23 protein-coding genes are annotated in these 20736 nt (G+C 52.5%); 7 read left to right on the forward strand and 16 right to left on the reverse strand.

What is annotated here, in order from left to right; all coding sequences use genetic code 11:
• Nucleotides 1-3: 3 nt before the first annotated feature.
• From spoIIIAB to EDM54_RS15430, 4 genes are all read right to left on the reverse strand, one after another.
• The gene (spoIIIAB, locus tag EDM54_RS15415) at nt 4-522 is read right to left on the reverse strand and encodes a stage III sporulation protein SpoIIIAB (protein ID WP_003387275.1); all 519 of its coding nucleotides are present in this window, start codon (nt 520-522) and stop codon (nt 4-6) included.
• Nucleotides 510-1472, reverse strand: a complete 963-nt coding sequence (gene spoIIIAA, locus EDM54_RS15420) for a stage III sporulation protein AA (RefSeq protein WP_003387276.1) — start codon at nt 1470-1472, stop codon at nt 510-512. Before spoIIIAA ends, spoIIIAB begins: the two co-directional genes overlap by 13 nt.
• A 244-nt stretch (nt 1473-1716) precedes the next feature.
• Entirely contained in the window at nt 1717-2211 is a 495-nt protein-coding gene (locus EDM54_RS15425) for a CD1247 N-terminal domain-containing protein (protein WP_031931800.1), read from the reverse strand.
• A 78-nt stretch (nt 2212-2289) separates the two neighbouring features.
• Nucleotides 2290-2553 (reverse strand): YqhV family protein, encoded by a 264-nt coding sequence (locus EDM54_RS15430; RefSeq protein WP_003387278.1) that lies wholly within the window; start codon nt 2551-2553, stop codon nt 2290-2292.
• A gap of 152 nt (nt 2554-2705) precedes the next feature.
• Here EDM54_RS15430 and comA point away from each other — a divergent pair, with 152 nt between their 5' ends.
• From comA to EDM54_RS15445, 3 genes are read left to right on the forward strand one after another with little or no spacing between them, the layout of a single operon-like run.
• Nucleotides 2706-3527: a phosphosulfolactate synthase gene (gene comA / locus EDM54_RS15435; RefSeq protein WP_122958425.1), complete on the forward strand. Its 822-nt coding sequence runs from the start codon at nt 2706-2708 to the stop codon at nt 3525-3527.
• On the forward strand, nt 3518-4234 hold the full coding sequence (locus EDM54_RS15440) for a 2-phosphosulfolactate phosphatase (RefSeq protein WP_024984898.1): 717 nt from the start codon (nt 3518-3520) through the stop codon (nt 4232-4234). The genes comA and EDM54_RS15440 overlap by 10 nt, the downstream gene beginning before the upstream one ends.
• A gap of 42 nt (nt 4235-4276) precedes the next feature.
• Nucleotides 4277-4738 (forward strand): DUF441 domain-containing protein, encoded by a 462-nt coding sequence (locus EDM54_RS15445; protein ID WP_003387283.1) that lies wholly within the window; start codon nt 4277-4279, stop codon nt 4736-4738.
• A gap of 106 nt (nt 4739-4844) precedes the next feature.
• On the opposite strand, the gene efp is transcribed toward EDM54_RS15445, so the two are convergent.
• The 4 genes from efp to EDM54_RS15465 all read right to left on the reverse strand — a co-directional run bounded on the left by efp (nt 4845) and on the right by EDM54_RS15465 (nt 7631).
• Nucleotides 4845-5402, reverse strand: coding sequence for an elongation factor P (efp, locus tag EDM54_RS15450; RefSeq protein ID WP_003387284.1), 558 nt, complete (start codon nt 5400-5402; stop codon nt 4845-4847).
• A 41-nt stretch (nt 5403-5443) separates the two neighbouring features.
• The gene (locus tag EDM54_RS15455) at nt 5444-6514 is read right to left on the reverse strand and encodes a M24 family metallopeptidase (protein WP_024984897.1); all 1071 of its coding nucleotides are present in this window, start codon (nt 6512-6514) and stop codon (nt 5444-5446) included.
• 78 nt (nt 6515-6592) lie between these two features.
• Nucleotides 6593-7033 (reverse strand): type II 3-dehydroquinate dehydratase, encoded by a 441-nt coding sequence (gene aroQ, locus EDM54_RS15460; protein WP_003387286.1) that lies wholly within the window; start codon nt 7031-7033, stop codon nt 6593-6595.
• 97 nt (nt 7034-7130) lie between these two features.
• Nucleotides 7131-7631, reverse strand: coding sequence for a YqhR family membrane protein (locus EDM54_RS15465; protein ID WP_024984896.1), 501 nt, complete (start codon nt 7629-7631; stop codon nt 7131-7133).
• A 122-nt stretch (nt 7632-7753) separates the two neighbouring features.
• Here EDM54_RS15465 and EDM54_RS15470 point away from each other — a divergent pair, with 122 nt between their 5' ends.
• Together EDM54_RS15470 and EDM54_RS15475 are read left to right on the forward strand one after the other, a co-directional pair.
• Nucleotides 7754-8701 (forward strand): DUF1385 domain-containing protein, encoded by a 948-nt coding sequence (locus EDM54_RS15470; RefSeq protein ID WP_122958426.1) that lies wholly within the window; start codon nt 7754-7756, stop codon nt 8699-8701.
• A 29-nt stretch (nt 8702-8730) separates the two neighbouring features.
• Nucleotides 8731-9075: a hypothetical protein gene (locus tag EDM54_RS15475; RefSeq protein ID WP_122958427.1), complete on the forward strand. Its 345-nt coding sequence runs from the start codon at nt 8731-8733 to the stop codon at nt 9073-9075.
• 14 nt (nt 9076-9089) lie between these two features.
• Here the strand turns inward: EDM54_RS15475 and EDM54_RS15480 are convergent, their stop codons facing one another.
• From EDM54_RS15480 to EDM54_RS15490, 3 genes are all read right to left on the reverse strand, one after another.
• Nucleotides 9090-10034 carry a patatin-like phospholipase family protein gene (locus EDM54_RS15480; protein ID WP_003387290.1) on the reverse strand — a complete coding sequence of 315 codons (945 nt, stop codon included), beginning with the start codon at nt 10032-10034 and terminating at the stop codon, nt 9090-9092.
• A 185-nt stretch (nt 10035-10219) separates the two neighbouring features.
• Complete coding sequence (gene mntR, locus EDM54_RS15485) at nt 10220-10657, reverse strand: transcriptional regulator MntR (protein ID WP_003387291.1); 438 nt, start codon at nt 10655-10657, stop codon at nt 10220-10222.
• A 95-nt stretch (nt 10658-10752) separates the two neighbouring features.
• Complete coding sequence (locus EDM54_RS15490) at nt 10753-11310, reverse strand: NADPH-dependent FMN reductase (RefSeq protein ID WP_003387293.1); 558 nt, start codon at nt 11308-11310, stop codon at nt 10753-10755.
• A 155-nt stretch (nt 11311-11465) separates the two neighbouring features.
• On the opposite strand from EDM54_RS15490, the gene EDM54_RS15495 reads away from it, so the two are divergent.
• Complete coding sequence (locus tag EDM54_RS15495; protein WP_003387294.1) at nt 11466-12479, forward strand: YkvI family membrane protein; 1014 nt, start codon at nt 11466-11468, stop codon at nt 12477-12479.
• Nucleotides 12480-12488: 9 nt separating this feature from the next.
• Here the strand turns inward: EDM54_RS15495 and EDM54_RS15500 are convergent, their stop codons facing one another.
• Both EDM54_RS15500 and EDM54_RS15505 read right to left on the reverse strand, forming a co-directional pair.
• Nucleotides 12489-14222, reverse strand: coding sequence for a PAS domain-containing sensor histidine kinase (locus EDM54_RS15500; RefSeq protein ID WP_170208338.1), 1734 nt, complete (start codon nt 14220-14222; stop codon nt 12489-12491).
• A gap of 231 nt (nt 14223-14453) precedes the next feature.
• Complete coding sequence (locus EDM54_RS15505; protein ID WP_003387296.1) at nt 14454-15728, reverse strand: PA domain-containing protein; 1275 nt, start codon at nt 15726-15728, stop codon at nt 14454-14456.
• A gap of 315 nt (nt 15729-16043) precedes the next feature.
• Between EDM54_RS15505 and dat the strand changes: the two genes are divergently transcribed.
• Nucleotides 16044-16895, forward strand: a complete 852-nt coding sequence (gene dat / locus EDM54_RS15510; RefSeq protein ID WP_003387297.1) for a D-amino-acid transaminase — start codon at nt 16044-16046, stop codon at nt 16893-16895.
• A 78-nt stretch (nt 16896-16973) separates the two neighbouring features.
• On the opposite strand, the gene lipM is transcribed toward dat, so the two are convergent.
• The 3 genes from lipM to gcvPA all read right to left on the reverse strand — a co-directional run bounded on the left by lipM (nt 16974) and on the right by gcvPA (nt 20725).
• Entirely contained in the window at nt 16974-17804 is an 831-nt protein-coding gene (gene lipM / locus EDM54_RS15515) for an octanoyltransferase LipM (RefSeq protein ID WP_003387298.1), read from the reverse strand.
• A gap of 112 nt (nt 17805-17916) precedes the next feature.
• Nucleotides 17917-19383, reverse strand: a complete 1467-nt coding sequence (gcvPB, locus tag EDM54_RS15520) for an aminomethyl-transferring glycine dehydrogenase subunit GcvPB (RefSeq protein WP_003387299.1) — start codon at nt 19381-19383, stop codon at nt 17917-17919.
• The gene (gcvPA, locus tag EDM54_RS15525) at nt 19376-20725 is read right to left on the reverse strand and encodes an aminomethyl-transferring glycine dehydrogenase subunit GcvPA (RefSeq protein WP_003387300.1); all 1350 of its coding nucleotides are present in this window, start codon (nt 20723-20725) and stop codon (nt 19376-19378) included. Before gcvPA ends, gcvPB begins: the two co-directional genes overlap by 8 nt.
• Between the last annotated feature and the right edge of the window lie 11 nt (nt 20726-20736).

Raw genomic sequence — 20736 nt, forward strand, 5'->3', positions numbered from 1 at the left:
CCTTTAGAACATCAGGATGACGACCAACAACCCGCACAGGAAGCCGAGGCTTTTGTACATTTTCTCGTACCTGTTTTGTTCCGCTCGCGCCTCTTCCTCCAACCCGCGAAGGTGTGTAACGGCGAGACGCAAATGCTTTTGCTGGTCTTCCCGATCAGATGATCCGAGCACCTGTCCCAGACTGGTCAACACATCCCGCTCTTGCTTGCGAAGCGACGTTTGCTGCCAGTGTCTATCGATGGCCAGTCTGAGCGCTTCGTCGGCGTTCTGTGCCCGCTCCTCGCGAAGGCTGCCCGCAGCGGTCTGGAACAGCTGTCCAATCTCTGTCGGCAGCCGGTTTCCCACTTTGAGCAGGGCAGGCTGCAACGGGGTCAGGCCGTACACGATCTCCGTCTCCAGCATCTGCAGCCCTACGAGAAGGGCTCTGAGCTGCACGGGACGATACGCATAAAACCGACCAATTTGCCACCCTACCATGGAAGCCGAGAACAGGATCAGCACGGCTCCGATCAGCTTAACCATGCGACCTCCCCCTTATCGACCGGTTCGAGACTCCGGTCGTAGACGCCTTGAATCGTCCCTACGCCCTTCGAGCGGCTCAGAACAAAATAGCGGGAGAAGACGCCGCTTTGAATCAATTTTCCCAGTGCCGGACGCCTCGCCACCTCTTCGATCTCTGCGCCGTGCGCAGAACAGATTACGGAAACACCGGCATGGACGGCTTCCCATACGGCTTCGCCGTCTTCCGGCCGCCCCACCTCATCCACGATCAGGACATCGGGTGACATCGAACGGATCAGCATCATCATTCCTGCTGCTTTTGGGCAAGCATCCAGCACGTCCGTTCTCGGGCCGACATCCCGCTGCGGAACACCGTTCAAGCAGCCGGCAAGCTCGGAACGCTCGTCCACAATGCCCACTTTGCGGCTGGAGGACCATTCGTTCCCATAGCTGATGGAGCGGGCAATATCTCGCAGGAGCGTTGTTTTTCCGCACTGTGGAGGCGAGATGATCAGGGCATTCAGGATTCGTCCGTTTTCGAACAGATAGGGCAGGACCTTCTGTGCCGTCCCTTTTTTCTCGCGAGCGATCCGGATGTTAAAGCTGGTAACGTCGCGAATCCCTTTTACTTCTCCCCGTTCCAGGACGACCTTGCCGGCAATGCCGATCCGGTGTCCCCCTGTAACAGTGATGTAGCCGCGTTTCAGCTCTTCTTCCAGAGTGTACAGAGAGTGCTGGCTGACCAGGTTCAACAGCTTGACCGACTGTTCTTCAGTGAAGGTCCACCCTTGTCTGGCATTGGCTGTCAGCTGTCCTGCGGCTGTCACGTAGCTCGACTGCTGCCCAAATCTTATTTCCAGCGGCTGATTTTGCCGTAGGCGGATTTCCTCCAGATGCTCTCTGACGGCGGAGGGCAATGCAGTCAGAATGCTGCGGATGGTCGCCGGCAAAATCGCCATGATCTCGTTCACGACTTATCCCTCCTTCGTGTCTTTGACACTTCAGCCTTTGTCCACGTCGACTTACCTCCATCCTATGCGGGTCTGGACGAGTTTTATGCCAAGAAAACGCCAGAGAAACGCTTGCTAGCGAAAGTCGCGGGAACCGCACGAGTACTACGCGTATCAACGCAATCATTTCTCAAACAAAAAAACCGGCTTCCATACCGGTCGGTCCGGATGAAAGCCAGTTCACCATTTGTTCGCTCGATGTTTTTCAGGTGGCATTGATCGGTTCATATTGCCTGTCCTGCGGATAGGGTTCGATGATGTAATGATGGTACCCTTCATCATCCTCCCCCTCTTGAAAGAACATGATCTCATGGCACGAGGGACACTCGATTTCATAAGAGGCTATCACATTGTCGTCAGAATCCAGCTCGTAAGTGGAGGCATCCTCGTCGTCCTGATCCGCAAATTTATCATAGAGGACGCTGTCGTCGTCTTCGTCACAGTCATCCACCATCTCGTACAGATCATCCTCATCGCCGAAAAGGTACAACTCCACATCGTCGAGATCATCGTCAATTGCCTCTACGTAATCTTCGGTTTCCTCGATCCTGGCGTGCAATTCCCTGAACTGACCGTACATTTCGTCCAGTACCTCAATTACTTCCGACAGTACCTTTCCCTCATTGCTGTTCTGTGTCAGGTCCAACCCATCTGCCAAGCCGCGCAGATACGAAATTCGATTAGCCAATGATTCAAGCACGAGGAACCCTCCTTTATCCGTTTACTTTCGCTATTGTTCCCGAAAGTCGGGAGGGTTACTAATGCCAAATCGTATCCGTCATTTTCTGACCCCGATGAATATACAGACGATGCCCGCAAATATCCACATGATTTTTGCGAAGCTGATCCGGTCCGACATGCCGATCAGTCCGATTGTCGTAGTCGACAGCAGTACAAGCGGACCTACAATGGCAAGTCCCGAATTGATCAGCAGCGCCTTCTCCACCTCGTTTACTTTTAAAATAAACAGGGCCGCCAGCACTTCAATGGTACCAGACATCACTCTTAGTGTAGCCATCCCTATGATCGCTTTTTCCCACATCACTCCTCGCCCTCCTCCCTATCACTCTATGCTCGTCCCGGGCAGATTCATCACTGAAAGCTGGGCAATCGCCTATAGGCTTGCGGCTCACTCCCAACCTCACCCGCACATAGACTAAAAGCAAACGCCTAGAAGAAATGAGGAAAACAGCCATGTTTAACCGCGATCTTCCCTTCTGGCCCGATGGATGGTCGGACCCGTCCCGGCGAAGACAACCCAAACCACGCGCGACCGGATTAACCATGGTCATCGATAAAGGAATGGGTCGCGCAGCATTTTACGACCTGATGGAGCTGGCTGCCCCTTACATCGACATTTACAAGCTGGGCTTTGGTACATCCGTCCTCTACCCCGGCAAATTTCTGCAACAAAAAGTGGAAGAGGCCAAAACGTGGAATCTGCACATCATGCCAGGCGGAACCCTTTTTGAAATTGCCCTTTGCCAATCCACTCTGGAGGCATATATCGAACAAGTGAAAGCAATCGGGTTTAATGCGGTCGAAATCTCCGACGGAACCTTCCCCCTCCCCGCCGACCTCAGAAAAAGGGCGATCAGTACGGCGGCAGATGCCGGACTGATCGTCTACTCGGAATTTGGCAAAAAATCGGCAGATTTCCGTGCCGAGCAAGACGAGCTGCTGCGTACACTGGAGGCTGATCTTCTAGCAGGCGCCAGCTACGTGATCGTAGAAGCCCGCGAGAGTGGGACGGTAGGCGTATTTGATGGGAAAGGAAAAGTGGAGACCAGCTTTTTGCTGGATATTCATAAGTCCGCCGGCTCCCTGGCAGACCGGCTAATCTGGGAAGCTCCCCAAAAGGAACAGCAGGTCGCCTTGATTCAGACGCTGGGCGCCAGCGTAAATCTGGGGAATATTGCTGGTGCCGACGTATTAGCCGTCGAGACGCTGCGAAGGGGGCTGAGGGGTGACACTGCCGCGATGATGGCCGAAAGGAGGGCCGCTACGTGCGAATAGATGTCGTTCCCACCGTTGAAGAAATTCGCTACGATCAGATCGGCAACCGCGTCGTCATCGTCATCGATGTACTGCGTGCGTCTAGTTCGATCGTGACCGCGCTGGGAACCGGCTTTTCGGTTGTCGTTCCCGTAGAGACCATCGGGCAGGCCAACGCGCTGCGGACAGAAAACTGCTTTCTTGCCGGTGAAAGACATTGTCGGAAAATCCCTGACTTCGACTACAACAACTCTCCTACCGAACTGGCTGGCCACTCGCAAAAAGGGAGCGTTCTTATCCTCACTACCACGAATGGAACACGTGCGATCCAAAAAGCGGAACGTGCCTCCTCCCTGTTGATCGGCTGTTTTCTCAACGCAACCGCTTGTATCCAGTACGCACTGTCAAAACGTCTGGACATCACCCTGTACTGCGCCGGAACACGATCCGAATTTGCTCTCGAAGACGGTCTGGCTGCTGGCCTCATGATTCACAGAGCAAAGCTGCTGCAGCCGCAGGTTCAACTCTGCGATTTGGGAGAAGCGCTCCGGGCCAGCTATTTGCATCTGTCGGACCGATTGCCGCAGCTTTTGCCCCACACGACGACGGGCAGAAGACTGGTCCAGCATCATTTTGCCGATGATCTTGCCTTTTGTGCACAGATTGACCACTATCGCCTGGTCCCGATTGTACGAGAGAAGCGAATACTTCCCCACCTTGTCTCATAAAGTGAAAGAAGACTAGGGACGTGGACAGGGGTTTTGATGCCGATGGTATCAGGGGAAATCATGCTTGTCATCTTGATCGTCATAGGCTTGATCGGGCGATCGCCAATTATTGCGACTGCAGCGAGCATTCTGCTTGTTTTGAAGCTGACCGCACTCGAACGCCTGTTTCCTGTAGTTGAGCGGCGGGGGCTTGAGCTGGGTCTTTTGTTTTTGACGATCTCCGTACTTGTTCCGTTCGCCAGCGAAAAAATATCGTGGCGTGACATTACTCCGCTCTTCACGACGGTGATCGGAATGATGGCACTCGCCGGAGGGGCAATCGCCACCTGGATGAACGGAAAGGGACTCGATTTGCTTCGAACTGAGCCGTCCATCATCGTTGGTTTGGTCATTGGGTCGATCATTGGAATTGTCTTTTTGCGCGGAATTCCCGTCGGCCCGCTAATGGCCGCCGGCATTACCGCCTTTGTCTTGAAGCTGTGGGAGTGGTTTGGCGGACGCTGAGCGGCGGACGCTTCGTCTTGACGCAAGGTTCCCAAGAGAAACGAAAAGAGCCGTACCCATGGCAGGTACGGCTCTTTTCCGTCGCTCGCTATTCGTTCTCTCGTCTTTATGCGCGAGATACGTATGCTTCGGTACGCGTATCGATGATCAACTTGTCTCCTTGTTCTACGAAAAGCGGCACGTTTACCACAAAACCCGTTTCCAGGGTTGCTTTTTTCGTAACGTTGGAGGCAGTATCTCCTTTTACGCCCGGCTCACATTCAGTAACAGTCAGTTCAACTGTATTCGGCAATTGCACCCCGAGGGTTTCGCCGTTGTACTGCATGATTTGCACGTTCATGTTTTCTTTCAGGAAGTTAAGCTCGCGCTCGATCTGCTTGCTTGTAAAGGTGAGCTGCTCATACGTTTCTGTGTTCATAAAGGTATGCTCATCGCCGCTGGCATACAGATATTGCATGGTAGAGGTTTCGATGCGGGCAGGACTTACTTTTTCACCGCCGCGGAACGTCATCTCTGCCACGTTGCCGTTACGCAGGTTGCGCAGTTTGGAACGAACAAAGGCTGCACCTTTTCCTGGTTTCACGTGTTGGAATTCGAGCACTTGGTAGATATTGCCATCCACTTCGATGGTCAGGCCGGTACGAAAATCATTAACAGAGATCATGTTAGTCCTCCCAAATCAACAAATAACACAAATAGTATAAATTAGACGGGCAAAATGAGCAACTCTTTCGTGGATTGGGTCAAGACATCATGACCATCCGCCGTAATCAATACGTCGTCCTCGATCCGAACGCCGCCCAAGCCGCTGATGTAAATGCCTGGTTCCATCGTGACCAGCATTCCCGGCTCAAGGATAAACGGACTTGCGGTCGACAAGTTTGGCAGTTCGTGAACGTCCATGCCAAGGCCATGTCCCGCACTGTGTCCGTACGCATCTCCATAGCCGGCAGCCGTGATGATATCGCGGGTAACCGCATCGGCTTCTTTACCCGAAATTCCCGGTCTTAACGCTTCGACACCAGCGATCTGAGCCTTGAGGACAATCTCGTAAATTTCTTTCATGCGAGGATGGGGCTCCCCGACAGAGACCGTCCGGGTAATATCGGAGTTGTAGCCCTGATAGGCCGCGCCAAAATCGAGCGTCACCATTTCACCGGCTGCAATCACCTTTTCGCTCGCTCTTCCATGCGGCAGCGCACCGCGGTGGCCTGAAGCGACGATAATGTCAAACGCGGAAGCAGACGCCCCCTGTCTTCTCATGAAAAACTCCAGCTCCAGCGCCACTTCGATTTCCGTCACGCCAGGCCTGATATATCCGAGAATGTGCTCAAAGGCATCTTCGGCGATTTTCACCGCCTGTCTGATCACCTGCACTTCGGACTCTTCCTTGTACATCCGCAGCTTTTCCATAAAGCCGCTGGTCGGAACCAGCTCGACACCTTCAAAGCTCTTGCTCCAATTGGAATAGGTTCCGAAAGACAGGCTGCTTTCAAAAGCAAGCCGTTTGACGCCGGCCTTTTTCAGGACTTGCGCGATCGCTTCCAGAGGCTTGCGCTCATTGTTGACCACGGTAAAGTGCGGGCACTCCTCCTGGGCTTGATCGACATAGCGGAAATCCGTTACCAAAAACGCTTCTTTTTCGGTGACGATAACCCATCCCGTCGAGCCGGTAAAACCGCTCAGATAACGACGGTTCACCGTTTCTTCCGTAATCAGTGCGTCAGCCCCGATCTGTGCCAAGGCATCGCGCAATTTGCTCAAGCGATTGTTCATTTTCCTCTCCCTTTCTTTGTCTGCCGTTCAACCGATCTGTCGCTTCCCGAACAGACCGGCTCACTTGCCCGGTTCCGTTCATTTCTTGCCGATTTTGTTTGCCAGCGATCTCAGCGCCCACTCATAACCGTCGATGCCAAGACCGACGATTTGACCGATAACAACAGGAGCAATGACTGAATGGTGCCGGAATGATTCGCGCGCGTGTACATTGGAAATATGGACTTCAATCGTCGGCAATTCCACGGCTGAGATCGCATCCCGAATCGCATAGCTGTAATGCGTAAATGCACCCGGATTGATGATGATGCCGTCATGCACGCCTTTTGCCCGGTGAATGGCATCGATGAGAACGCCTTCATGATTGGACTGGCAATGCTCGAGGCGACCGTTCCACTCTTCCATGACCTTTTCGAGCCGAGCGACAACGTCTTGAAGTGTCTCTCTTCCATACACATCGGGCTCCCTTTGCCCCAGCAGGTTGAGGTTGGGGCCATTGAGCAACAGGACGGATAGCACGGTTCATTCCTCCCTTATGACACTTCCGCTTCCCTTTTTGTAAAAACATTTTTACTAGAGAATAATTTTACCATAAGGGAGAAGAGCTTGAATAGCCTCAAGCCTCGTCATGGCTCTCCAGCGTGATGGTCATGCCCACGAACATCCCGAAGGAGAGAAACCAGGCCGCTTCCGTGGCAAGCGTCGCCACGTCCCAATTGCCCATGCGAAAGAAGAAACCTGCCACTACTAACAGCATCAGGCCGTAGAGCAAGCCGCTCCACCACATTTTGCTCCTTTGGAACAGCAGAGAGTATAAAAACACTGCGATCACACTTTCAAAAAACAGCAGGATCACTCCCAGGCCAGTGGCAGACCAGGAGTCCTCATCTGCCTCCCAGAGAAAGGGACGGGCATAGGCTCCCAAACCGTAAGGCGTAAAATTGAGAAAGTGTGCAGCCAGCCTGACGATTCCCCAAAATACCGTTCCCCAAAAAGCAATTTCAACCAGCTTTGCAAAAGGCAGCGTCTTCGCTTTGCCAGGCACATCGGCACGGGCAGTTCTTCTTTCCTCTGTAAACCTGCCCCGCAGGTGCCCTCTTGTCTTTGTCAAACCCATCGTCATCACCCCGTATCTAGTATGTGCCGAACCTATTATTTTCACTTACGGTTGACATTTTGACGGGGATTGGAACTGCCAGTAGCCTCCGCGCTCCGTTTCCGTTAGAATATGTAATAAGGATGGTGATAGGATTGGCGCAACAAAACGTACCTAGCTACGGCGGTCAAGCCGTCATAGAAGGCGTCATGTTTGGCGGTAAGCAGGTAACCGTCACAGCGATACGCAGAAAAAACCAAGAGATTGAATACTTCGAAGCTCCGCGGAACGAGATCCCGTGGGTCAAGGCACTGAAGAAAATTCCTTTCCTGCGGGGAATCGTCGGCCTGATTGAAGCAAGCGCCAACGGAGCAAAGCACCTGAATTTCGCCTCCGACCGATACAGCATGGAATCAGATGAAGAGGTTTCGACTGGTCCGTCCAGACTGCAGATGATTTTGGGTGTGGCCGTCGTAGGTATTTTGTCGTTTCTATTCGGGAAATTTGTATTCACCCTGGTACCCGTGTTCCTCGCCGATTTTCTGTTCGGGAAGTGGATCACCAATCAATACGCCCAAAACATCTTGGAAGGCGTAATCAAGCTGATTCTGCTCCTGGGCTATATCACCGCGATCGCGCAGGCTCCGCTCATTAAACGGCTGTTCCAATACCACGGAGCTGAGCATAAGGTGATTAACGCCTATGAATCAGGGGTAGACTTAACCGTAGAGAATGTGCAAAAATTTTCCACCCTGCACTACCGTTGCGGAAGCAGCTTTTTGATCTTCACCGTGATCATCGGTGTCGTGATCTATTCATTCTTCTCGTATGACAGCTTATGGGAGCGAGTGGTTCAGCGGATCGTGCTCCTGCCCGTTGTACTCGGTGTATCCTATGAGGTCCTGCAATTTACCAACAAATTGCGTGACACGCCCGTACTGCGGTTTCTCGGTTATCCGGGGTTGTGGCTGCAAAAAATCACAACACGGGAACCTGATGACAGCCAGGTGGAGGTGGCGATTGCCGCATTTAACAAAATGCGCGAACGCGACCATGAGATGACCAATCCAGGGTTGGTTTCTGCCGGTTAAGCATTTAGATAACGATGAGGTGAGGCGCTATGTTTCCCCGGATTCCCCCAATCATCTTGATCATCTTGTTGTTTGCTGTATACGGTCTGTTGAATCGGATCATTGAGAAGCCTCTGCAAACCTTGGTCATCATCGGTTTGTCTGTCCTTTTGTTCGTGGTGGTCAGAAACTATTTGAGGAGCGGCAAATTCCTTCCCGGAGCTCCCAAGCAGCAAAAACAGGCAAAACCGAAAGCGCCGGTTTCGAGAGCTCCCCTGAAAAAGAATGCACAACAGGCAAGGCGAAACCATCCGTTCCGGGTGATTGACGGAAACAAAGGCAAATCGAAGGAAAATCAAGGCGACCAAGATCCTCATAATCATATTTCGCAATAAAGAAAACAGGCTGCCTATACAAGGTAGCCTGTTTTGTCTGTCGGGGGTGTACCTTTTTGGAATACCTCTACGTATTGTTCAAAGCTCCACTGTTCCAAAAAGCGGGTTGCGGATTGCAGTCCGGACTCGTACAGTCGATTCCGAAGTTCTTTTGAGAGCTGGAACTGCGTCGTCCGCACTCCCAATGTATTGATGAACACGGTGCGGAGAGCTTGGGCCCGATCGACGTAAAGCCGGTCATGGGCATCCAGCATAGTAGCGATCAACTGCTTGGAGAATGAAAACAATCCCCTGATCCGGTAGGCCTCCCGATCCACCTTGCTGTCATGGAGCCGGAAGCCGATGGTCGGCCAGAGGGGAACCCCCGGCACATCGAACAGCCAGACCGGATAATTGCTCAAAAGCGCTCCATCCACGATCAAATGGACTTCACCGTCTTTGGTCAAACGCGTCGGCTGAAAAAAGAAGGGGATCGATGACGACATGCGAACAGCGCGTGCGATGGAAAATCGTTCGGGGACAATATCGAAATGGCTCAAGTCCTCCGGCAATATCAGCATCTTTCCGCCCGTAATGTCAGAAGCGATGATGCGGAGTTTATCCTTTGGCAAGTCTCCAAAGGTCCGAATCCCCTTTTGGCGAAGCAAATCATCGATAAATCTCTCCAGCCTGTCAGTCCGGTATATCCCTTCACGGAATAGCAATTCGTATAAGGGTCCGACTATCGGCAGACGTCCCAATCCTCTCCGTTCAAGAAAAAACAAGTAGTCCAGCTTTTCAAAAATGGGACGCAATTCCCTGCTTGTGTAGCCGGCACTGAGCAATGCCGCCACGATGGACCCGGCCGAAGTCCCCGCCAACCTTTCCCAGACAAAGCCGTGCTCTTCCATCACCTGCAAGGCGCCAATAAAGGCTATGCCCTTTACTCCGCCTCCTTCAAACACTGCATCCGCCTTCATCCTGATTCCTCCTCGGACCTTCACTGCCCCCCTTTTACCAATATATAGACGAAGTGCTTGTCGAATGCGATTCGAAAGCTGGTTATGCATGCGCTATTTGGCGATACCTTGAACACATCCGTAAGTCATCACCGGATTTCGACTGTTCGTTCACAGAAAAAACGCAAGCCCGAAGGCCTGCGTTTCTAGGACAACTCTTCTTCTTTTTGTTCCTCTTCCTGCTGGATCCGGCGAAGATCCTCGACACGCTTCGGATCCTCCTGAAAGTAGCGGACCAGATACTCAAAGCACGAGATTGACTCCCAGCTCAGATGGTGTTCGATTCCTTCCACATCTTTATAAATATGTTCTTCGTCTACGCCGATCAAACGCATGAACTCCTCCAGGAGACTGTGGCGATCGACAAGCCGTTTTCCGATTTTCTTACCCTTTGGCGTAAGAATCAGACCGCGATATTTCTCATAGACGAGGTACTTGTCTTTATCAAGCTTTTGAACCATTTTCGTGACAGAAGAGGGATGCACCTCCAACGCTTCCGCGATATCGGAGACACGAGCATATCCTTTTTCCTCGATTAAGCTGTAAATACGTTCCAAATAGTCTTCCATGCTGGGAGTTGGCATATGTATCCCTCGTTTCCAAACGGTATTTCGGCATGGCAAAAAAAGCACGTAGATTTATCATACCGTGGATTGAGGATGAGTTGCAAGGAAAAACTCTATTTTAGCTGTTTTTCCGCACTCTTTAGATTTACGGTCTGCACGAGTTGACCGCCCAAGGTCTCCAATCGCTCCTGAAGACGCGGATCTTTCAGTTTTCCATCGGCATCAAAAGCGCTGTATGCATTCGGAACACTAGGACTTGCCGGCAGTGCCCAGGCGTGCAAATTTCTCATAATCAAATGCAGCGTGTTTACCGTGTTAGTCGCCCCCATGCTGCCCCCGGCTACACCCAGGACAGCGACCGGTTTATCCCGCAGATAACGTCCTTCCAAGAAATCGAGCGCATTCTTTAACGCTCCACTGATGGTGCCGTGATACTCGGGAGAAGCGATAATCAACCCGTCCGCTTCCGTTACCTTGCGAACGAAGCGATGGACAGTTTCCGGATAGGTGGAGAAATCATCTCTCACATCATAAATGGGCATCGGCCATTCCGCCAGATGGATCAGCTCCGTATCAGCCCCAGCTTTTTGTGCTGCGGCAAGTACGATCGCCACTGCTTTTTTTGTGGTAGAATCGGGATTCATGCTTCCAGAAATGCCGAGAATTTTCATTATTTTTCACCTCATACCCTATTATAGCTGATTACTGTTAGTATATCCCATTTATCACACTTAGTAAATAGTTATGTTTATTAAATTGCTTGATGTTCTGAACAAGCCCCCTTTCCACATACACTTGTACCAAGGTTGGGAAAAGGATGATGCTCATGGACAGAGGTTCCTGGCGAATCGCCGTTCTATTTGCAGCTGCTGCACTTGGCGGGACATACTTGGGAGGGGCTGACGGCCTGCGTTTTTTTGCATATTTCGGCTCATGGGGCATACTGGGAATCTTATTGGTCAGTGGGGGCTTGGGGTGGCTCAGCTACCGAATCCTGACTCTCAGTCATCATCTCGGTTTTCGTTCGCTTCATGATTTGCTCTGTTACTGGTTCGGCGAAAAGGCAGCACCTGGCTTGTCTGTGCTGCTGCATTTGCTCCTGCTGGCCTGGGCAGGTACTTCGCTTGGAGAAATGGCACTACTTTTAAACAACGGCAACACCGCCTGGGCTTTTGCACTCGTCCCTGTCCTTGTGGCCGTGTTTCTGTTGGGAAAAGGCTGGCCGGTATTCATTCGCGGCGTAACTATTTTTCTTGGGATCGGACTTCTCATGATCGCATCCGCCTACATCGAGCAGAGGCATATCGATGTTCCATCCCTTGGCTATCAATTAAACCTCCAGTGGTTGGTTCATTCCCTCTATTATTTTTCGCTTCACTTCATTTCGATCTTGGTCATTTGCCTTCCATTGGCTTCACGGGCATCCCGTGCACACTTCATTTCACACGGCGTTGTCCTCGGCAGTCTTCTCTTTTTCTTCACCACATTGCTGATGCAGGGGATCTTGCTTGGCTACTGGCATGATATCCACTCCTCTTCGCTGCCGCTCCAGACCGTGCTTGCATCTATCTGGCCAGGCGGACAATGGATCCATGCCCTTGCAGTTCTCGGCTACTCCGGAATCGTGCTGGCAATCACCGTTTACGCCCTCGCCTCACCTGTAGCCTTGCGTTACGACATCAGCCTGACCGCCTTGTTCGTTGTCATGATGATCGCCGTTTCCATCTTCGCTTTCCTTGGAGTCGCCTGGCCAAGCGTCGGATATGTGATTGCAAGCGCCCTCACCTACTCCGGACTTTTCCTGGTCGTTTGGCTATGCTGGAAAATGAGCAAAACGTAAAGCCCTGGATCAGACTGCATCCAGGGCTTCATCTTTTAATGGAAAAATGGGGACAGATGATAAGGCCGGCAAGATAACCTCCACCATCGTACCTTGCATCGGCTCGCTGTGTATCTTGATGCTGCCGCCATGCTCCTCGATAATCTTGTATGATACCATCAAGCCAAGTCCCGTTCCGTTCTCCTTCGTGGTGAAAAAGGGTTCCCCCAACTTTGGTATCCGTGCAGACTCGATGCCATAACCCGTATCGCGGATTCGTACCTTGACCGTCCCATCTGACAGCGATTTCGCTTCCACATGCAGGTCGCCTCCCTCTGGCATCGATTCAATCGCGTTTTTGCAGAGGTTGATCAATACCTGCTTTAGCTGATTATCTTCGCAGGAGATCAAGGGAAGTTCCTTGTCAAAATGTGTGTGAATCTGGATGTCGTTGAGAATCGCCTGACTATCCAACAGAGAGAGCACGTTTCTGATAATGTCTCTGATGTCTCGCGCCTGATATTTGACAGCCTGCGGCTTGGCCAGCATCAAAAGCTCGCTGACGATGCCATTGATCCGGTCCATCTCCGCAAGCATGATTTCCCCGTAGCGCTTGTCCTCCGCAGTAGACTGCATCAACTGGATAAAGCCTCGTAAAGCGGTCAACGGATTGCGTATCTCGTGAGCGATGCCAGCCGCCAGTTTGCCGATGACCGAAAGCTTGTCCGACTGGCGAAGCAGCTCTTCAGCCCGCTTGTTTTCCGATATATCCCGCGTTACCATCAATGCGCCCAACAGCCGGCCAGACTCGTCGACAATCGGCTTCGTTCTCGTCTCCAGATGAACCCAGTGCCCCAGCTTGTGTTTGAAACGATATTCAAGGGTAATCATCTCGTTCTGTGTCTGTATATTTCGAAAGGCTTTCCTGACCATTTCCAAGTCGTCAGGATGTACAAGCTCAAACCGTCTGTACAACTCCTTGTACCTCTCGTTCGGGTATCCCAGGACAGCTTCATGTGAAGGCGAAGCGTACGCGACTGTACCGTCCGGCTGATAAATGCAAATCATATCCGTCATATTTTCCGTGATCAGACGATACTTCGCTTCCTTTTGCCTCAAACGCTGCTCTACTTTCTTTTGCTCGGTAATGTCTCGGGCGCTCCCTGCAATGCCGATCACCTGCCCGTTATCCGAATAAATCGGACTCATCGACAGCGATATGTGAAGAAGCCGTCCGTCCTTGTGGTAGCGGACTGTCTCAAGTCCGATGATTCTCTTTCCAGCGAGCACCTGCCGGTGATAGTAATCGACTTCTTCTTTCAAATATTCCGGGACAAATGGCATCGGTGCTCCGATCAATTCTTCTTCCGTGTATCCAAAAATCATTTCCGAAGCCTCATTTACGCGAAAAACATTTCCGTGAACGTCCAGCATGGAGATAGCGTCTGGCGTTTGCCTCATAAAGGATTCAAGCAAATCCTTTGAGGCCAGGTCGTCCCAATGCATGCTGACTCCTTCTTTGTCTCCGCCCTCTGCAGTCCGATCCTTTGATTTCATCTGGACGTCCTGTTCTGATTGACGGATGGAACGAACGCACGATCTGATGAAAAAATATGTGCCTACAACAAAACCTGTCCAAAGCACAGCCAATCCCCAATATTGAATGCCTTCCGTATGATGGACAAGCCATGCAGCAGTTAGCGCCAGCCAAGCAAGAGATGCGAACCCATACACGACATCGAGTTGGATACCAGTTCGTTTCATCCATACCTCCATGACTTAGATCTCGTAAATGATAGCTTGTAGGTCGAGATGATGAGGTTGTAAGGCATTCCATTCTGCACGATTTATTCTTTTGTCAAAGTATTCGTAAAAATTATACTCCCTTGCAGCGCTTCTTACCATTCTTTACTAATCGACAGATCATGACATTCTTAGACAAAAAAACCTTCTGCAGGGGGCAGAAGGCTGCTGCTTGTTTCCCATATGCTTTTTTCAACGGGAGTCTGGCAATGGATAAGGACCCGACCCCGGATCTGTCATCGTTGTAATCGCATCGACCACGGTACGGACCGCGTCTGTCAGTTTCTCGCCATCGCTCTTTTTTTCAGGAACGTTTTTCCCGCTCTGTGAAGCTGCAACACGTACGATCTGCACCGCATTTGGGATGTTAGCTTGAGCGATTCGACCCAACCGGCTCAGCACCTCTTGCGGAGCGGCAGAGGAAAAGCCGGCTCCTTTTGCGTCCAGCAGATCTGCTGCCAGATTGCGCTTGCCATTTGAGGTGTACACCGCCAGTTCACCGTCTTGTTGCCTCACATTGCCGAGATACAAAAATGCCGCTATTTTGGTTCTCTCTGCATCCGTCAGAGACCGCACATAATCGTCGAGCCCCCGCCCTCCGTCAGAGGCGGCGCCAAGGCTGACAAAACGCACTTCGGTATCTCGCTGTTGCGCAGTCAGCAGGCGTGCCGTTTCCAGCAGCACAGCGATTCCTGAAGCATCATTTTCCTCCCGCGCGGCGAAGGAAGCGTCGTGATGGGCAGCCACCAGCACAATCTGTCCGGTGTTCCCGTTATTGGGTTTCAACTCCGCAGTGAGATTGTAGGACGTTTTCTTGATGATCGAAGCGCCCGACACCTTCAAGGTGGCTGTCAGTTTCTCCCCTTTTTGCAGCAGCTGTCCGAGCTGCTCTCCCTCGGCTGGTGAGACGGCCAGTACGGGTACATGCATATCAAGCGGTCCCCCGAGAGATGGCCTTGGTGCATTTGCTCCCTGCGTCAAAATGATCCCTTTGGCCCCCGCCGCCGCTGCGTGACGCACTTTTTCCGCCTCTGACATTCCCCCCGGACGTACGAAGACGATCTTGCCCTCGATATCGGCTCTCGCGAAATCCTGTTGTGTCCCTGTACCGACGTCGAGAACTGCTCCCGTCGCCTCTCCTGCCGGCCCGAACAAAACGCTTCTGGGGGCCCATGTCTTCCCGCGGATCTCGGGGACCTGCAAGGAGATCTGTTTGGGTTCCGTATAAACGTAATAGGAGAAAGGCAGCAGCTTTGTCTGATAACCGAAAATGCGGAGCCACTCTTCTATGTAAACTACGGCGCGAAACTCCGATTCTGTTGCTGGAATTCGCGGGGCTGTCGACAGTTTTTCCACGTGTTCGAGGAGGCGATCCGTGTCCGCTTGCCCTCCGGCTTCCGCACCCGCCGGACCTGGGAAGAACATCAACGATCCCCATGCGATGAAGACAGTGATCAACCATTTCATTTCGGCTCTCATCCCATTCCCCTTTCCAAATGGCCTCTTTTTATTATGGGCGGCAATTCAGGAAAACGTCTAGTCAGAATAGTCCGTCAAATAAAGATACGTGGCGCCATCTGACGACAGCAAGCAACCGAAGTGTGACAAGTTTCCCCTCCATTCATTTTGAAATTGACCCTCGACCCAGTATTTGTTAAGGTTGTCTCATACATCACTCGACGCTGATTTCAGGAAAAGGCGGCGGGGGCTGTACGTTTGCAACTGGCAGGTTCAAACGAAAAAAGACATAATATTTGCGTAACTGAAGAAGGAGGATTCACCATGCTTTACGTGGATGGCAAATGGGTCGGCACAGACGAGCTGACTGTTCACCCGGAAGACCGCGGCTACAATTTTGGTGACGGTGTTTACGAAGTGGTTCGCATTTACAAAGGGAACATGTATCAATGGGAAGGGCATTTGACCAGGCTGTTCCGCAGCGCTCGCGAGATCATGCTCGACCTGCCGTGGACGGCAGAAGAACTGTCGGCGATTGCGCATGAGCTGCTTGCGAAAAACAACATTACATCCGCAGACGATGCCACCCTGTACCTGCAGGTGACCCGCGGTGTGTCTCCACGTGTACACGATATACCAAAAGGCATTCGCCCTGTGATCATGGGCTTTGTCCGCCGCAAGGAACGCCCGCTGGCCGATATGAAAAAGGGACTGAGCGCTCAGCTGGTCGAGGATATTCGCTGGCTCCGCTGCGACATCAAAACGTTGAACCTGCTTGGCGCTGTCATGGTCAAGCAGTACGCCAAAGACGCCGGCGCCCAGGAGTCGATCCTGCACCGCAGCGGCATCGTCACTGAGTGCAGCGCAGCCAACGTGTTTGTCGTAAAAGACAACGAGCTGTACACGCATCCCGCCAACCACCTGATTCTGAACGGCATTACCCGGCTGGACGTCATCGCCCTCGCGAAAGCAAACGGCATTATCGTTCATGAGGAGCCGTTTACTGTCGACTTCCTGAAGCAGGCGGATGAAGTCTTTGCGACAGGGACAACTGTCGAGGTTATGCCCATTATCTCTGTCGACGGCCAGGCTGTAGGCGGCGGAAAGATCGGACCCGTCGTGGAAAAGCTGCAACAGCTGTTTGAAGAACATATTTACGCAAACGCATTGGTCTAATCCGAAAAAATGGCTCTCACAGGAGTTTCGCTCCTAGAGAGCCTTCTTTGTTTATCCACTTACCTTTCGCATATTGAACTATCGGCGGAGGTTCCATTCGTCGGTCGAGTAGCGCGAAGCGGCCAGCTCTTCGGCGAGCGCCCTCTCCTCTGGAGTCAATTCGCCTTTTACGAGCTCTACCTTCAAGCCTGTGGCAAAGCCGTCGCGAAATGCCTCCATCGCTTCCTGAAGCGATACCGGTCTATTGCTCACCTCGTTGATCGTCACCGCTTTTTTCCGGAAGCTCTCCATCATGCGTTCCTTTAGCCTGTCTGAGGAGAAGTGAAGCAAGGAGAACAGCAGCTCGACATCCATATCCAGCAAAATGGAGCCGTGCTGAAGGATGACGCCCTTTTGCCTGGTCTGCGCACTGCCTGCCACCTTTTTCCCTTCCACCACCAATTCGTACCAGGAGGGGGAATCAAAGCAGGCGGACGATCCCGGCGAGCTGTACTTTTCTTTTTCTTCTTCGCTTGCCAGTGAAACCATTTCCGCATCCAGGCCGAGGTTTTGAAAACCGTGTAGCAGTCCCAGACTGATCACCTTGTACGCCTCGGTGACACTGGAAGGCATCTCGGGGTGGCTTTCCGACACGACAACACTGTAAGTCAGCTCCTGGTCGTGCAGGACAGCCCTTCCTCCCGTAGCACGCCTCACAAAACCGATGCCCTTTTCTTGAACAAGCTCCAAATTGATTTCCTTTGCCGCTTTTTGAAAATACCCAATCGACAAGGTTGCCGGGTTCCATGTGTAAAACCGGACGGTTGGAGGAACCTTGCCCTCGCTGTGAAGCTGCAGGATTGCTTCATCTACTGCCATATTCATTGCCGGGGACATCCCCTCGGTCACGATAAATCGCCATTTTTCCATGCTGCGCATGTCCTCCTCTCCCCCTCTCCATTGTACTTCTCCCGATGATGAAACGGCAACAATGCGGCATGCAAAAAGGCCGCCGAAACATTCGGCAGCCTCGTCTGCGTTCTTATTCCGGCTGGTAGCGGAGTACCGGCTTGCGTGCAGCAGTGGCTTCATCCAGACGTTTCACGATTGTCGTATGAGGGGCTTCCTGCACGAGTTCCGGTGTTTCTTCGCACTCGCGAGCGATCTGCAGCATTACGTCAATAAACTCATCGAGTGTTTCTTTGGATTCAGTCTCTGTCGGTTCGATCATCAGGCACTCGTCTACGATCAGCGGGAAGTAGACAGTCGGCGGATGGAACCCGAAATCAAGCAAGCGTTTTGCAATATCCAGCGTGCGCACGCCCAGCTTCTTCTGGCGAACGCCGGACAGGACAAACTCATGCTTGCAAACACGGTCATAGGGAAGCTCGTAGGCTTCTGCAAGCTTGCGCATCATGTAGTTTGCGTTCAGCACCGCATTTTGCGAAACCTGCAACAGACCTTCTGGTCCCATGGAGCGAATATAGGCATACGCGCGAACGAGAATGCCGAAGTTGCCATGGTACCCTTTTACGCGGCCGATCGATTGCGGACGGTCGTTGTCCCAGAAGAAGGTGCCGTCTGCCCTTTTGCCTACGATTGGAGCTGGCATGAACGGTTCCAGAATCTTTTTCACACCGACAGGGCCGGCACCGGGACCGCCGCCGCCATGAGGGCCGGTAAAGGTCTTGTGCAAATTGAGGTGAACGACGTCAAAGCCCATGTCGCCGGGACGAGCGATGCCCAGGATGGCGTTGGCGTTGGCGCCGTCGTAGTAGAGAAGGCCGCCAGCTTCGTGTACGATCTTTGCCATCTCGACGATGTCCTCTTCAAACAATCCAAGCGTGTTCGGATTGGTCAGCATCAATGCCGCCGTGTCCGGTCCTACTGCCTGGCGCAAAGCTTCGATGTCTACCAGCCCGCGGTCGTCGGACGGAATCGTAACTGTCTCCAAGCCCGCTACAGCAGCGGAAGCCGGATTCGTTCCGTGTGCGGAGTTCGGTACGATTACCTTGGTCCGCCCTTTTTCGCCGCGGCTTTCATGGTAAGCGCGGATCATCAATAGTCCCGTCCATTCGCCTGCTGCCCCTGCTGCCGGCTGCAAAGTGACGGCATCCATGCCCGTGATCTCCGCCAGTTCGTTTTGCAGGTTATACATCAGTTCCAGCGCGCCTTGCACAGATTCTTCCGGCTGGTACGGATGGGTTTGGGCAAAGCCCGCGTAACGGGCAACGTCTTCATTGATTTTCGGATTGTATTTCATGGTGCAGGAGCCGAGCGGATAAAAGCCGTTGTCAATCCCGTGATTTCTGCGGGACAGCTCCGTGTAGTGACGAACTAGCTGCAGTTCGGACACTTCCGGCAGTTCTGCTGGGGTTTCGCGAATCAAGTGCTTCGGCAGCAAATCGGTTACCTCTACCTCTGGCACATCAAGCGCCGGGAGATTGTACCCTACGCGACCAGGCTTGCTCAATTCAAAGATCAACGCTTTTTCTTTGTCGTTATGCACGGGTGATCGCCTCCAATTCCTGCGCGAGATCGTCGATTTCTGCTTTTGTTCGGAGTTCCGTTACGGCAAGCAGCATATGGCCGGAAAGCTCGGGATAATCGATTCCAAGGTCGTAGCCGCCGATAATCCCTTTTTTCAGCAGCTTCTTGTTTACTTCCGCTACCGGTTTATTCAATTTCACTACAAATTCATTGAAGGTAGGTGCGCTGCCTACGATCTCAAGTCCTTTTGCTGCCAATGCTTGCTTGGCGTAATGAGCTTTTTGCAGGTTGAGCATGGCGATTTCCTGTACGCCCTGCTTTCCGTACGCGCTCATCGCGATAGAGGCCGCGAGAGCCAGGAGAGCCTGGTTGGAACAGATGTTGGATGTCGCTTTTTCGCGGCGAATGTGCTGCTCGCGCGCTTGCAGGGTCAAAACGAATCCGCGCTTGCCGTTTTCGTCTTTCGTCTGTCCGACGATCCGGCCGGGCATTTTGCGCATCAGCTTGGAGGTGGTGGCCAAATACCCGCAGTGCGGTCCACCGAATGAAGCGAAAATTCCGAATGGCTGCATATCGCCAACAACGATGTCTGCGCCCAAACGTCCCGGCGCTTCCAGCACGCCGAGCGAGAGCGGATTGGAGGAAACGATCAGAAGCGCTCCTTTTCCATGTGCAATCGGCTCAATGGAGGACAGGTCTTCTACTTGACCGAAAAAGTTCGGGTATTGAACGATGACAGCTGCCGTCTGGTCGTCAACAAGCGCGTCCAGTGCTGCCGTGTCGGTTCCATTGTCCTTCAGGTCTGCTTCCACGACCTCTACGCCTTGGCCGTACGCGTATGTTTTCAGCACGCTCCGCGCTTCCGGATGGACGGAACGGGAAACCACGACCTTGCTCTTGTTCGTGTGGCCTGCCGCCATCATTGCTGCCTCTGCCAAAGAAGTAGCGCCGTCGTACATCGAGGAGTTGGCCACTTCCATGCCCGTCATTTCGCATACCATCGTCTGAAACTCAAAAATAGCCTGCAGCTCCCCTTGGCTGATTTCCGGCTGATACGGGGTGTATGCGGTAAAAAATTCGCCCCGCAGCAGCATGTGGTTGACGACACTCGGGATATGATGCTGGTACACACCCGCTCCCAGGAAGTTTGCATGCGTACTGAAGTTGGCGTTTTTATTAGCAAGACCGGAAAAATATTTGACCAGCTCCGGTTCGGACAGAGCCTCGGGAATTTGCAGGGAACCTTTGAAACGAACTTCTTCCGGAATATCCGCGAACAGCTCTTCCACCCGGGAAATGCCCAGGGTGTCCAACATCTCGCGTTTATCCTGATCGGTTTGAGGCAGGTAACGGTATTTCACGAACGTTGTCC

Source organism: Brevibacillus borstelensis (assembly GCF_003710865.1).
Taxonomy (GTDB): Bacteria; Bacillota; Bacilli; order Brevibacillales; family Brevibacillaceae; genus Brevibacillus; species Brevibacillus borstelensis.